Source organism: Ureibacillus yapensis, from assembly GCF_003515775.1.
Lineage (GTDB): Bacteria > Bacillota > Bacilli > Bacillales_A > Planococcaceae > Ureibacillus > Ureibacillus yapensis.
In genome coordinates this window covers 1-13,873 of sequence record NZ_QWEI01000008.1, presented here as the reverse complement: position 1 = coordinate 13,873, position 13,873 = coordinate 1, and the positions used below count along the sequence as shown (strand labels likewise).

The window sequence follows — 13,873 nt, the reverse complement described above, 5'->3', positions numbered from 1 at the left end:
TAACAATATGTAGTATGTATAGATGTGGGGACAATGATGATAAATCAAGAACTGAATGATTTGCTCAAGAATCCTAAAAAACGCTAAAAACACAAAAGCACTGATGCCGCAACCTTTAATAAGGAGCGGCACCAGCCTCTTGATATGATTAATAGATCAGTGATAGGGCAATCTAATAATTCTTAGTTATTTACAATACGAGTACCAGTTTTTCCTTCAAGCGCATCTTGAAGTTTATCCATGGAAGTGATGATGACATTTTTTCCGCCTTTTTGCAGGAATAAAATCGCTGCTTCGATTTTAGGACCCATGCTTCCTTTCGGGAATTGTCCTTCCTCTAAATAGCGAAGCGCATCATCAATTGTCATTTCTAAAAGGTTTTGTTGATTTGGTTTACCGAAGTTGATCGCAACTTGTTCTACACCAGTTAAAATGAATAGGAAATCTGCATTGATATCAGCAGCAAGTAAAGCACTTGCGAAGTCTTTATCGATTACAGCTTCGATTCCTTCGATTTTCCCTTCGTTTTCGATGACAGGGATACCACCGCCACCAGTAGAAACAACTGAAATACCATTGTTAAGTAAAGTTTCGATTGCTTCTTTTTCTACAATACGAACTGGTTTTGGAGATGCAACAACACGACGGTATCCGCGACCAGCATCCTCAACAAATGTCAGGTTTTGCTCAGCTGTAATTTTTTCCATTTCTTCTTTTGAATAAAATGGCCCAATTGGTTTTGTTGGGTTTTCGAATGCTGGATCTTCTTTAGAAACAACTGATTGCGTTACAACTGTAGCAATTGTTTTGTTAATATTGCGTGAAGTCATTTCGTTTTTAAAGATTTGTTGAATTAAATAACCTAAGTTACCTTGAGTTTCAGCACCATATACATCTAAAGGATACTCTGGAATAACTGATTTCGCCATTTCCCCTCTAATTAATGTATTACCAACTTGTGGTCCGTTTCCGTGTGTAATAACAACTGTATGACCTTGTTCCATTAAGTCTAGAACAGGTTTAGAGCTTTCCACAAGGTTTTCACGTTGCTCTTCAATTGTACCTTTTTGACCTTCTTTGATGATTGCGTTACCGCCAATCGCTAGAACGACTTTACTCATATAAACACTCCTTAATCTTGTTGTAAGTCTAATTATTTGTAGTTGTTTTAGAAGTGATCATTCCAATTAGAATTCCCATTAACGTATCAAGCCCTGAACTGTGTCCAACGCCCAGCAAGTTCCGAAAAACTTGCTTGAAGTTGGAATCATTTCCGCTGGCAAGCGCATTGACCATATCCGAAACTGTCGAGCTGTATTCTTGTTTTAGTGCATATCGCAAGTATTCTTTTGCCACATCTGTCGTAATCGATTCACCTTCAATGAGTTCAGAAAGCTTTTCGTAAAACCGAGTGGATAGAAAACCTGAAACGGCATCAAAAGCAAGCAGTCCTACAATCATATCATCTCCTGATGGAGTTAAGCCATTTCCTCTCCCAAGAAAGTATCGGAGAGCTTTGTCCATTAACAACTCATCACTTGTTTTGGCGGCTTTTATCAACATGATCAAATAAGATTCAACACCAAGCCAATTTTGTTCACAATCTGCCTGAAACTTATCAATAAAATCACGAATTGAAACGTCTAAACCGGTTTGTTCATTTATGGTTTTTAAATGAGAATAAAACAGTTCAAAACTTCTATCAAAAACTTGTTCGCTTTTCAGCTTTGTTAATACCGTTTTATATTGTTTGGCTTTTTCCAAGCTAATTGTAAATGTTTGAAATTCGAGGGAATTCGTTTTTTGATTCCATACTGCCGAATCACTATTATTTACAGAGGAAACCGCAGTTCTAGTCTCAGCTTCTCCAAGGTGTATCCCAAATGGAAGCAGACCGTTTTTGTTCGTTCCAATAAAGACGAGAGAGTCTCCGAGCTTAATATTAAAGCCATTGGCAAAACGGCTATGAATAAATCCATTTCCGCTTTTATTAAGAAGGAGAGGAACTAGATAGCTATAGCCCTCTCCAAAAAGAGTCAAATTATTCATTTACCGCAGGTTCAATTAGACCTAGTTTCACAGCGTATGCATCAATCGCTTTTTCGAAGCAAGCTAATGGAGCACGAACTGTACCAGCACCGATTTGGCCGACACCAGCTTCTTTGTGTGCAATACCTGTGTTGATTACTGGCTCGATTCCAGTTTCAACAACTTTTCTTGCGTCAATTCCTAAGCAAGAACCTTTGAAGTCCCAAGTAGGAATAGAGAAGTTCGGGTTATGGTCGATACAGATTTCCATCATGTCGTTACTTGTTGAAACGGCATCGTCCATACCGCCAGCACCTACGAAACGTGTTACACCAGGAGCAGCGATCATTGCAAAACCACCGACACCGAATGTTTCAGTGATTGCACTGTCACCCATATCAGGACAAGCCATATCTTGATCATAGCCTGTAAAGAATAAACCTTGTGGTGTATTAACTGGAGCAGTAAACCATTGGTCACCCATACCAGCAATACGGATTCCGAATTCATGTCCGTTACGGCACATTGCTGTTACAACTGTACCATGTTGGATTTGTCTTGCTGAATCCATTACAGCTTTCGTTGAAGCCATTGCAATGTTCAAGAAGTACTGATCTGTATCAGCCAAGAATTGAATAACATCTTGCTTGTCTTTGTCATCTACGTCCGTTTGTAAAATGAACGGAGTGATTTCTTTTAGGAAAATAAGTGAACCAGCAATGTTACGTTGGTGGAACTCGTCACCCATTGTGATTGCTTTTGCCATCATAACGTTTACGTTAAGGCCGTCGCCTTTCACTTTAATTGCTTTAGAAAGTGTTGGGCCAAGTACATCTCTGAACCATCCAAGACGGTTGATTACTTCATCAGAGTAAGCACCGAAACGAAGAACCGCACCGATACCTTCATTCATTGTGCAATATGCGAAATTTCCGCCATCACGATTTTCCGCTACAAGAACCGGCATGTTTCCGGATGTAATACCACCCATCGGTCCAACTGCGTTTACGTGGTGACATGGAATGAATTCCACTTCTCCGTTTTCAAGCATTGTTCTAGCTTCATCAGCGTTGGATGCCCAACCTTCGAATAATGCAGCTCCAATACAAGAACCTTGCATTGGGCTTGTCATGTTTTCCCATTTAATAGGTGGTCCTGCATGAAGTAATGCTTTACCGTTTAATTCTTCGATAACAGATTTAGCTGGAACAACATCCACTAAAAATGGTGAGCCTGATACAACTTTATCGATTACCGCTCTGTTTGCTTCATCAATTGTTTTAAATTGTCCGTACATTATGCTTTCCTCCTGAACATTCATTGGTCGTGCCATTCGATGACCTTAAATTTTTAAATTCTTTCGATTAGCGAAGAACACTTAAAACTTTACGCATTCTTGGGTTGCCGCCAGCAACTGGACGCCAGTCATACTGAACAACTCTTCCGCCGTTAGCAGTAATTGCTTCCGTGAATTTCTTTAATCCAACGTTAACTACGTTTGGTTTTTCAGTTAATAATTTTTGGATTGCTTCTGAAACTGTAATTTCAGCTGTTGCAGTTTCTTTTGCAGGAACTACTTCTTTTTGTACTTCCGCAATTGTGATATCAAGCATTGCCAATGCAGTTAGAACCGCTTGGTTATTGCTGTCACGCAGGATAACGCCTGCTTTTGCCAACTTCGCTTTTTGGTCGTCAATGCCTTGTGGATCTTGGTCAGTACCACATACAGTTGCTACGAAGTAAATGTTTTTGCCATTTGCTTGTGCTTCTTTTTGGATTTTTTCGATGCCAGGGATAAGCGCGCTCGCCATATCTTCATGAGAACCATATCCAAGAACAACATCAAACAGGATGATTGCAGTTGATTCATCTTGTGCTGCTTTTTGGAAGTATTGAATACGAGTTTCTGGGTCGATCATTGGGTGTGGCTTACCTTGTGTATAAATATCATCACCAAGGTCGATCACTTCAAATCCGTTCGCATTTAGAAGGTAACCTTCCGCATGGTCGCCAGAGTTATCAAAGTTAATGCCTCTACTGATTAAAGTAGCTGCTTCGTAACCTAATGTACCGCCTGAATATAGACCTTTGATTGTTTTTTGCTCAGGTTTTAACTCTACAGCAGGTACATCACCTTGCAATGTGTTGTAGTTTGATTTGATTGGGTTGCCTTTAACCAAATCAACAGCGATTGCAGCTGTTTCTTCTAATGTGTTTGCATAATAAACATTGCCTTCATGGTTATGCGGCTCTTCCCCAAGGAAAATCGCAACAACTGGTTTTGAAAGGCTTTGAAGCAATTGAACAACTTGGTCACGAACTTCTTTTGCAGGTGGCTTAGAAATCAATGTGATGACTTCTGTTTGGCTGTTTTGTGCTAAAGCCTTAATTCCATCAAGCATTGTGATCGCACCGACTTTTTCAGAAAGGTCACGGCCGCCAGTACCGATTGCATGGCTGATTCCAGCGCCTAAACGGTCAATTTCAGTTGTAACTTCTTGAATACCTGTACCGGAAGCTCCGATTACACCAATTTTTCCTGTTTTCATAACGTTCGCGAAAGCAAGAGGAACGCCAGAAACTACTGCTGTTCCACAGTCAGGACCCATTACTAGGAGACCTTTTTCATGCGCTTTTTCTTTAATGCGGCGCTCGTCTTCAACAGCTACGTTGTCACTGAAAATTAGAACGTGCATATCACGGTCAATTGCTTTTTCAGCTTCTTCAGCCGCATATTGGCCTGGTGTAGAGATAATTGCAAGGTTAGCACCTGGTAATGCAGCCGTTGCTTTATCCCATGAACGAACAGTTTCGAAAGCTTCTTTACTGCTGGATAGTGCTTGGTTGTTTAAGTAGTTGTCTACTTCATCAAGAACCGCTTGGATCAATTCTTCTGAATCAGTGTCAACAACGATACACATATCGTTTGAAGCAGCACCTTCAAGCTCATCTGTATATAATCCAGCTCCCTTGAAGATATCTTTATTCGCAGGAGTTCCCATCATAACTTGAACTTTGTTAATGCCTTCCATAGTCGAGATTTTATTCGTAAGAAGCATTAAGTTAACTGAATCCTGGTAGGAGTTCTGTTTGACAATTGTATAAAGCATGTTTAAACGCACCTCTTCTTCTTTTTTGTATACCTTGGAATGACTTGTACAACATTCACATCTATCGATTATTGGAAAATTATAAATTTTGAAAGTCGTAACATTTTCTAATCACTGTACTTCATTAAAAGGGGCGACTATGTTTAAGCCGCCCATTCGTACAGCATTTAAATTATTATTTTGCAAAAGGACTTTTATGATCATAAGCATTGTTATGAATAACATCAGAGATTAAATATTCATAAATATCATCGACAATTTCAATGCCGTCTCTTTCATATGCTTCTTCTCTTTCAGCACTTCTTTGCCCTGGATAGTAAACTTGGCTATATCCCGAAGCAGGTTTAATGTTATTCAAATCTTGCATTGTTTCAGCAATGGCTTCTTTGAATGGAGCAAGTCCAGCAAAGAATTCCGGATTGATCACAATATGAAGTTGGCCTAAATTCCGGTATTCAGTCAAATCATGGTACATCGATGATACCTTGTTTCCAAATGGCAATCCCAACAGAATGCCGGAAAGTACGTCTACCATCATCATTAGCCCATAACCTTTTGGTCCGGAAATTGGCAGCAAGGCATTTACTTTGAATGGATCAGTTGTTGATTCCCCGTTGCTGTCAACAGCCCACGTTTCAGGAATCGGTTCATTCTTCGATCTAGCATGGAGGATTTTGCCCCAAGCTTGTACCGTAGTTGCCATATCAAACGTAATATGCTTGCCGTCTTTGCCTGGCGCAGCAAACGCAATTGGGTTTGTCCCATAATAAGGTTCTGCCCCGCCGAATGGAACAACCATTGGATCGGATTGACATACGGAAATACCAACTAAATCCGCATCAGCCGCTTGCTGTACAAAATAGGAAAGAGCTCCGCTATGTCCAATTCTGCTTACGCCTACTACGGCAATGCCGTTTTCCTTGGCCATTTTGATTGCTTCATCCATCGCAAGTTTCGCTGCTACGTGACCTACTGCGTTATCGCCGTGAAATATACCCGTGCATGGTCCTGTTTTTTCGAACTTGAACTCAGGTTTGCTGTTCAGTCCGCCTTTTGCAATTCGTTCAGCATAATACTCAACTCGCATTGCACCATGAGAGTGCACACCTCTTGCATCTGCATGTACAAGGACATCTGCCACTCCACTCGCGTGTTCTTCAGTCAAACCAGCCTTGTGAATCTTAGTTTTGATTAAATTATGCAATTGTTCTTTTGATACTCTCATCCGTAGTCACCCCTTGTGAATGAACCCTTGTCCTACTTATCTGAATGTCATTGACATTACTTGGCAAATGGGTCTTTATGGTCATATTGATTGTTATGAACCACATCGGAACGTAGATATTCAACAATGTCATCAACAATTTCAATGCCATTTTGCTTATATTCTTCGATTACAACATCATTGTTTTGACCAGGATACAATACCTTGTCGAAACCTGTTGCAGGTTTGATTCCATTTAAATCTTCCATCGTTTGAGAAATATCTTGCTTAAAGCGGTTAATGCTGCCGAAGAATTCCGGATTAATAACGATGTGAAGTTGGCCTAATTTACGGTACGCAGTTAAATCTTCGTACATGGAAGATACTTTGTTTCCAAATGGAAGTCCAAGCAAAATCCCAGATAACACATCAACCATCATCATAAGCCCGTAACCTTTTGGCCCAGAAATTGGCAATAGTGCATTTACGCTGAATGGATCTGTTGTTGGTTCTCCATTTTTGTCAACAGCCCATGTATCTGGAATGGATTCATTTTTGGATCGTGCATGGAGGATTTTCCCCCAAGCTTGAACAGTTGTTGCCATATCAAGTGTGATATATTTACCCTTTTCCGTGCTTGGTGCTGCAAAAGCAATTGGATTTGTACCATAGTAAGGCTCTGCTCCACCAAATGGAACAACCATTGGGTCGGATTGGCAAACTGTAAGCCCAATCAAATCTGCTTCCGCTGCTTGATGAGTAAAGTAAGAAATTGCACCACTATGGGACATGTCTCTTACTCCAACAATGGCAATACCACTTTCTTTTGCCATTTTAATTGCCTCGTCCATTGCTAATTTGGCAGCTGTATGGCCGTTTCCGCCATCAGCATGGAAAATTCCCGAACTAGGGCCTGTTTTCTCAAATTTAAAGTCAGGGTTTGTATTCATCCCGCCTTTAGCGATTCTCTCAGCATAATATTCTACACGCATTGCGCCGTGGGAATGGATTCCTCTTTCGTCCGCAAAAACGAGTACTTCTGCTGCTTGGTCGGCATGGTCTTCTGAAAGTCCAGCCTTATTAAGTTTAGTTTTGATAAGACTTTTTAACTCGTCTCTTGTAATTCTCATATTGACACCTCTTAAATTGCAAAATTATAGTTCTGGGTCACGATTGCAGTCTTTAGAATAAACATAAGTTAATGGTTCTCTTCCAACAGCATAAGCCGCTTGATGAACGTATGGGCCCATGAAGATGTAATCGCCTTTTTTAACTGGAATCCATTCGTTGTCAAGGTTATACATGCCTTCACCAGAAAGCAGGTATGCACCGTGTTGTTGATAATGCGTTTCAATAAACGGATGGCTCGCTGCAGGGTCGAAAGATAAAATGTGGAAGTTCATATCGAAATCAAGATCCATTGGCAATAAATCTTTGATGTGAACATTGCTCATATCATCATAGTCTCTGTATTCGATATCGTTTGAATGTCCTGAAACTACCCAAGGTTTTTTGCCTTCAAGCGGTTTATGTTTTTGTTTGTAAAGGAATAGGCGAGAATCTCCTGCTTCCATGTTTTCAAGATACATTGTTACGCCAGGTGGGCAGAATAGGTAGCCGCTTTCTCCCAAGATGAACTCTTGATCATCAGCTTTTGCTTTTACTTTTCCGCTTAATACGTAAACAAAGCATTCAACATCTGCTTGTCCGCAATAACCTTGTGTATTTTTTCCGCCTTCATGCATTGTTACGATGTAATCAACGAAAGTTGCACCTAATTGCGGAGAGCCCAAAATTGACATTGTGCAGTTTTCAAATCCAGGAATTACATTATTCACCAAACCTTCTGGTGCGATTAAAGCGTATAAACCATGTTTAATAATTGAACGACTAGAAAGTAAATCTTTTGGATATCCCATAATAAATATCTCCTCTACCTTAAAATTTTATTTCTATTTCAATTGTGCAATTGGCTAATTAACACAATTTCAAGAAGGCGTTTACAATTCACATAATTATTTATAGCCTAGTTCATAAAGAGCCCCGATAAGCCCCTTAACACCTTCAGCTACATCTTTTGGTTCAGTAAATTCAGCCGGGTTATGGCTGATTCCTTTTAAGCTTGGTACAAATAGCATGGCAGTTGGCACAACAGGAGCAAAAATTTGAGAATCATGTCCTGCGCCGCTGTGCATGACTTTATAATTCAGGCCGTTTTCTCTACATTGCTTTTCAATAAGCTCAACGACTTTTGGATCCATTGGAACTGGATCTTCATCCATCCAAAGATCAATATTCATTTCAACTTCATGCTCTTTAGAGATTTCCTGCATTCTTGCTGTCATTTTTTCTGTGAAAGAAAGGATTGCTTCTTTATCCGTGTGTCGAACATCAATTGTGAAAATAGCTTTTCCCGGCACAACATTCACGATGTTAGGTTGAGCTTCGAATTTTCCTACTGTTGTTACAAGTGGATCACCGGTTTCTCTCGCCATAGAAATAATTTCATGAATCATTTGGCTAGCCGCAAAAACAGCATCTTTTCGATAACCCATTGGCGTTGTACCCGCATGATTAGCTTCACCGATTAGTTCAACTGTATACCGTCTTTGACCGACAATATTGTTAACTACAGCAACAGGAATTTTTTCCGTTTCCAGAACGCTTCCTTGTTCCACATGAACTTCTACAAAAGCTTTCAGATCTTCACGCGGACCCTTTGATTCATCTCTGAAGCCAAAGCCGGCATTATTCATCGCTTCCACAAATGGAACACCGTCGAAATCTTTGATATCTTCAACATCTTCGCGTTTTGCCAACCCGACAATGTTTTTTGAACCCCAGAATGAGTATGGGAAACGGCTTCCTTCCTCTTCCGCCATCGAAACCACTTCAATGTTTCTTAGTGGTTCACCGAAATGTTTTTTCAAGTATTTCAATGCTAGTATTCCGGCAATAATTCCGTAGGCACCGTCAAAGCGGCCACCATTCTTAACAGTATCCACATGAGAGCCAGTTAAAACTGTTTCATCTGTATTTTTTCCTTTTAACGTGCCGTATAAATTCCCGATTTCATCAAATCGAGCTTCCAGGCCTTCAGCTTCCATCCATTCTTTTAATGCATGTTGGCCTTCAACCCATTCTTTTGTATAGAGTAAACGAGAAACTCCGCCTTCTGGATCTTTTCCATATTCGGCTAACCATTCAAGTCTGCCCGCTGTTTCTTCAGCTAGGTCAAGCTTTTGTATAATGTCTTTCATATCGTTCACCTATTTCCACCGCCCTTTTCCTCACTATGTAATGTTTATTTAGGTAACGCTTACTATTGTTTGTAATACATGTGGATAGTATGCATTGAATTGTCTTCAATTGCATATTGCCTGTAGCTCCACACCCATTATAAAGGGAGCTGAAAAAATAGTCTTTAGCACATATGGATAAAGTTTATTGTTTCTTTTAACCAAAATGGATAATAACTTCTGTGAATAACAGTAAGCTAGAGGGAAGTAGAGATATCCCTCGATACCTCTCAACCTTTAGCTATAAACCTCTTATTCGGTAATAGTGTTCTTTTCGACCTTTACTTGTTCTTTATTTTCGTTGCCGTAACTGTCCCATTTGAAAAGGTTTTCCAAAAGGAGTGCCAGAATGATCCCCACTAATAATCCGCTGCTTAAAACCGGACGGATTACGCTTGGAATGGTAGTGAAATAAGAAGGAGGCAGGGTCATAACCACAACGCCTACAAACAATGGAACAGCAGATCGATAGATATTGACCGTGTTGAATTCTACCTGTTTGAAGAAATTCAAGGAAGAATTCAACAGAAGCACGTATGAAACAAATAACGCTGCACTACCAACGCTTAATGGAAGTTGTGAGAAAAAGTGTCCAAGGGGCGGAATAAGTCCCATTACTAGAAACATAAATCCACCAAGAACAAAAGGAATTCTTTTGATTATGCCTGTTTGGCTTAAGAAGCCAATCGAAGAAACGTAAGGTGAGTTTGGAACAAGTCCAAAAATCCCCGCTATAAATGTGAAAATGCCTGTAATCGTAAAGGAAGCTCGGTATTCTGCTTTAGTCGTTTCCACCTCATACATGCTTTCCGTACCTTTTAACGCGCCAAACGTATTTGCAGAGTTTAACAATCCTGCTATAACAGTTGTAATGATAATTCCAACGTCCCACGCTGGCTTTCCTAATGGGAAAAGCTCAAGGCCAAACGACGTACTTTCAGCGACAAGACTTTCCGGTTTGAAAATAAGCGCATAAATAATCCATCCCCCGATAATACCTATGAGTAAGGCATAGCGTCGGATATTTACAGGTGCCTTTACACTGATCACGATTACAACAATTGCGATTACGATTGATAATAAGGCCACTGAGACATTAATTTGCGCACCAGCTGCCTGGTTGCCAAATGGAATTCCCAGCATCCCCTTTAAGAAGATGCCAATCAATTGACATCCGAATAAAAACATAAACACACCCATTACGGCAGGTTTAAATAATTTGGCTATATGAGGTCCCAGCCCTGTAATACCAATCAAAAAAGTAATAACAGAGGTAATGATAATACCTACAGTTAAACTGCCTCCCAAAACAGGTAAAGGCATCCCTTGCGCCATGGCCGTATTACATAGGGTTAAAATGATTCCCCACCACAATCCGGATTGACCTTCCATGATGGCACGTTTATGTCCCAAAAACGCTTGGACGATACATGCCAATCCAGTCACGATAAAGGAAAGCTGAAGCATATTAACAATTGTGCCAGGCGAAAGTTCAAAAGCCGCTCCGACAGTGATCGGTATGACTACTATGTTCGTAAAAATAAAAAAGAGCCACTGCAATCCCGAAATCCAGTTACTTGATTTTAATAACTCGTTAATAATAATCACCTTTTCTTTTATGAATAAACAGGCCTACTCATATCAGAACTTAGCATAGCTGCACCGTATAACCAATGTTCTATATCTCTTCAGTGAAATTTGAAAAAGCGGCGCCGTGGTTTCTTGTCCAATACATGTAACTGTAAATTACGCTGAAGAAGAATAGAATGAAGGGAAATCCGCGAGCAGTTAAGGTAGTCCGTTTTTTTCGACCGTGTTACCAATTAGGATTTTTTAAGTTGCGTGAAAACCCTTGCATTTCATCTCGCACTTAAATAGTATTCCCTTGTTTTTGGCTTTTAACTACTCTAGTCTAACGTTCTCAACCTGAATTGTCATTGTTTACTATGACCAATTTATGCTTTGATTTTTGTTTACTTTTAACGTAAAATGGACATCATGCAACAAGACAAAATTACGGAATCTTTTTTAGAGAGGGTATTCATTATGAAAACCATAAATGATTTATTTATATTGGAAGGAATGAAAGATGCGGTTGTACTTGCCGGCCATCGCGGTCTAACAAGAAATGTTCAAACCGTTAATATATCCGATACACCAGACGTAATCAATTTTTTGACTGAGAACCAGCTTCTCCTGACTACCGGATATGCGTTCAAGGATGATCCGGAGAGTTTTTGCGAATTAATCAAACAAATGCATGATTTAAATTGTTCAGGCCTTGTCATCAAAATCAGCCGATTCTTTCGTCAATTGCCGATTGAAGTTAAATTACTGGCTGATGAACTTGCATTTCCAATAATTGATTTACCGACCAGCCATACTTTAGGTGAAGTGTCCCGCCATATCTTGAATTACTTAAATGACCATAAGGCAGAGCAGCTGTACTATGCCTTGCATGTTCAAAAAGAGTTTTCAAACATGCTCATCAAAGGATACAGTTTAGGTGCCCTACTTGAACAATTAGGCCACCTTTTGGCACGTCCAGCCCTTCTGTTGAATCACAGGGGGGAAATCATCGCTCAAAGCAATGATTTTTTGAAAGAATCCACAAAGGAAATTAAACGGGAAATCCTTCAGAAGGTAAAAGAAGACTTACCCGCTGCACGAGAAGGAACAGCGTTTTCCATTCCATCCAGGGAACATCAAAGCTTTTCGACTTTCCCTGTCCAAACAAAGCGTCAATATCCAAGTATGCTTGTCATATACGATTCACTAACCCTACCTTATCCCTCTTCACAGATGGCAATTGAGCAGGCAGGCAACGTCATTTCATTTACAATCATAAAAGAGCAAGCAATCGAAGAAAATTCAAGATTGTTAAAAAACAACTTCTTCTCCGATTTAATTGAAATGAAAATCCATTCCGATGAAGAAATTTTCAATCGCTCGAATTATTACGGTCTTCAAAAAGACATGGAAAATATTTGTGTAGTATGTACGATCGATGCCCAGGGGGAAACATATGAAACGTTGCAGCTTTATGAAAAAAAGGTAGGAGAGCTGCATAACACCGTTTACGACCAACTTGAAGATGAAATTATAAATGAAAATTTAGAGGCAACTTTATTCACTAAAGGAAAGTACTTCGTCATGATTTTACAGTTCCCGAAATATGGGGATGAAGAAATAAATCGAATCACTCAATTTTTGGAAAACGCCCAAGCAAACTTTAATGGAGATTTCACCCTTTCCTTCGGAGTAAGCCACTCAGCACCATCCCTTAAAGAGATTCCGAACGTTTATCATCAAGCTGTAGAAGCGATATTGACAGGATACGAACATCATTTAAAAGGGTTTGTGAAATTTTATAAGACAAAGGATTTGGAAGAATTGTTGAAATCTCTTCCTCGCAAAGACTTAAAAGCCCTCTATGAGAATACATTAAAATCCTTGGCCTATCCAAAATCAAAAGAAGAGCAGGAACTAGTAAAAACGATTGAAGTTTACTTGGATGCTCAATGTGAAATTTCGGAAACATCCAGAAAATTATTCGTCCATCGAAACACTGTGAAATATCGAATTGAAAAAATAGAAGAACTGCTGAACTGTTCTCTCCGCGACCCGGCTGACTCGTTGCGCGTTCGCGTTGCACTCGTTATTGGTTCTATTCTATTGGAAGAGCAAGAAGCTTTTAAATAACCGGTCGGCTGTCGCTGAATATCTTGAAAATAAACACACTTCCTTATAAACAGCGAAAGGCAAGTGGTGGAGAATAAAAAGAGTTGTTGCAGAGCCAACAACTCTTTTATTATCTATATAGGCAACATATCCTAAGGAACACAAAAATACCTCATGGAGTTCTATTCTCCATGAGGTATTGTCAATTTAAATTTTATTTCTCGAAAATCGTTCCTTTTTTGAAGCTTGAATCCTTAAAGGCGTATTTCGAAAGTAGATAGTAAGCGATTCCTGCTACTACTAAACCAATAATCCATGCAAGGTCTACCTCAATGAACGCAGCGGCTGCACCGATTAACATCGCTAGCAAAGCTGCTGGATTATATCCGGCAAGAGCACCTTGATCATTGTATAATTCGGAAATATTCACTTTTTGTTTTCTTAAAATATAATATTCAACTAAAAGAATTGAAATTACCGGCCCTAAGAATGCGGAATAAATCAGAACGAACATATTCAGACCATGAGCTGATGACTCTTGTACAAGCAGC

The 13,873-nt window shown here is 39.7% G+C and carries 11 protein-coding genes; 1 reads left to right on the top strand and 10 read right to left on the bottom strand.

Annotated features, from left to right (window positions below; all coding sequences use genetic code 11):
• Nucleotides 1-182: 182 nt before the first annotated feature.
• The 9 genes from arcC to D1B33_RS13435 form a co-directional block, all read right to left on the bottom strand.
• Nucleotides 183-1,121, bottom strand: coding sequence for a carbamate kinase (gene arcC / locus D1B33_RS13475; protein ID WP_118876926.1), 939 nt, complete (start codon nucleotides 1,119-1,121; stop codon nucleotides 183-185).
• Nucleotides 1,122-1,149: 28 nt separating this feature from the next.
• Nucleotides 1,150-2,049: an oxamate carbamoyltransferase subunit AllH family protein gene (locus D1B33_RS13470; protein ID WP_118876925.1), complete on the bottom strand. Its 900-nt coding sequence runs from the start codon at nucleotides 2,047-2,049 to the stop codon at nucleotides 1,150-1,152.
• Complete coding sequence (locus D1B33_RS13465; RefSeq protein WP_118876924.1) at nucleotides 2,042-3,325, bottom strand: YlbE family protein; 1,284 nt, start codon at nucleotides 3,323-3,325, stop codon at nucleotides 2,042-2,044. Before D1B33_RS13465 ends, D1B33_RS13470 begins: the two co-directional genes overlap by 8 nt.
• Nucleotides 3,326-3,392: 67 nt before the next feature.
• On the bottom strand, nucleotides 3,393-5,138 hold the full coding sequence (gene fdrA, locus D1B33_RS13460; RefSeq protein ID WP_118876923.1) for an acyl-CoA synthetase FdrA: 1,746 nt from the start codon (nucleotides 5,136-5,138) through the stop codon (nucleotides 3,393-3,395).
• A 175-nt stretch (nucleotides 5,139-5,313) separates the two neighbouring features.
• Nucleotides 5,314-6,363 carry an ureidoglycolate dehydrogenase gene (gene allD, locus D1B33_RS13455; RefSeq protein ID WP_118876922.1) on the bottom strand — a complete coding sequence of 350 codons (1,050 nt, stop codon included), beginning with the start codon at nucleotides 6,361-6,363 and terminating at the stop codon, nucleotides 5,314-5,316.
• Nucleotides 6,364-6,419: 56 nt separating this feature from the next.
• A complete protein-coding gene (gene allD, locus D1B33_RS13450; protein WP_118876921.1) occupies nucleotides 6,420-7,472 on the bottom strand; it encodes an ureidoglycolate dehydrogenase in 1,053 nt (350 codons plus the stop codon).
• Nucleotides 7,473-7,496: 24 nt separating this feature from the next.
• Entirely contained in the window at nucleotides 7,497-8,261 is a 765-nt protein-coding gene (gene allE, locus D1B33_RS13445) for a (S)-ureidoglycine aminohydrolase (protein WP_118876920.1), read from the bottom strand.
• Nucleotides 8,262-8,357: 96 nt separating this feature from the next.
• On the bottom strand, nucleotides 8,358-9,602 hold the full coding sequence (gene allC, locus D1B33_RS13440) for an allantoate deiminase (protein WP_118876919.1): 1,245 nt from the start codon (nucleotides 9,600-9,602) through the stop codon (nucleotides 8,358-8,360).
• Nucleotides 9,603-9,893: 291 nt separating this feature from the next.
• Nucleotides 9,894-11,249, bottom strand: coding sequence for a uracil/xanthine transporter (locus D1B33_RS13435; RefSeq protein WP_233549484.1), 1,356 nt, complete (start codon nucleotides 11,247-11,249; stop codon nucleotides 9,894-9,896).
• A gap of 438 nt (nucleotides 11,250-11,687) precedes the next feature.
• Between D1B33_RS13435 and D1B33_RS13430 the strand changes: the two genes are divergently transcribed.
• On the top strand, nucleotides 11,688-13,343 hold the full coding sequence (locus tag D1B33_RS13430; protein WP_158582977.1) for a PucR family transcriptional regulator: 1,656 nt from the start codon (nucleotides 11,688-11,690) through the stop codon (nucleotides 13,341-13,343).
• Between the two features lie 193 nt (nucleotides 13,344-13,536).
• Here the strand turns inward: D1B33_RS13430 and D1B33_RS13425 are convergent.
• Nucleotides 13,537-13,873, bottom strand: a 337-nt coding sequence (locus D1B33_RS13425) for a cytosine permease (protein ID WP_199677419.1), incomplete at its 5' end; no start/stop codon positions are given.

Coding starts and splice junctions, on each gene's coding strand:
- D1B33_RS13465 (WP_118876924.1), bottom strand. CDS start 3,325: ATGTACGGACAATTTAAAACAATTGATGAAGCAAACAGAGCGGTAATC.
- allE (WP_118876920.1), bottom strand. CDS start 8,261: ATGGGATATCCAAAAGATTTACTTTCTAGTCGTTCAATTATTAAACAT.
- D1B33_RS13430 (WP_158582977.1), top strand. CDS start 11,688: ATGAAAACCATAAATGATTTATTTATATTGGAAGGAATGAAAGATGCG.
- allC (WP_118876919.1), bottom strand. CDS start 9,602: ATGAAAGACATTATACAAAAGCTTGACCTAGCTGAAGAAACAGCGGGC.
- D1B33_RS13470 (WP_118876925.1), bottom strand. CDS start 2,049: ATGAATAATTTGACTCTTTTTGGAGAGGGCTATAGCTATCTAGTTCCT.
- arcC (WP_118876926.1), bottom strand. CDS start 1,121: ATGAGTAAAGTCGTTCTAGCGATTGGCGGTAACGCAATCATCAAAGAA.
- fdrA (WP_118876923.1), bottom strand. CDS start 5,138: ATGCTTTATACAATTGTCAAACAGAACTCCTACCAGGATTCAGTTAAC.
- allD (WP_118876922.1), bottom strand. CDS start 6,363: ATGAGAGTATCAAAAGAACAATTGCATAATTTAATCAAAACTAAGATT.
- allD (WP_118876921.1), bottom strand. CDS start 7,472: ATGAGAATTACAAGAGACGAGTTAAAAAGTCTTATCAAAACTAAACTT.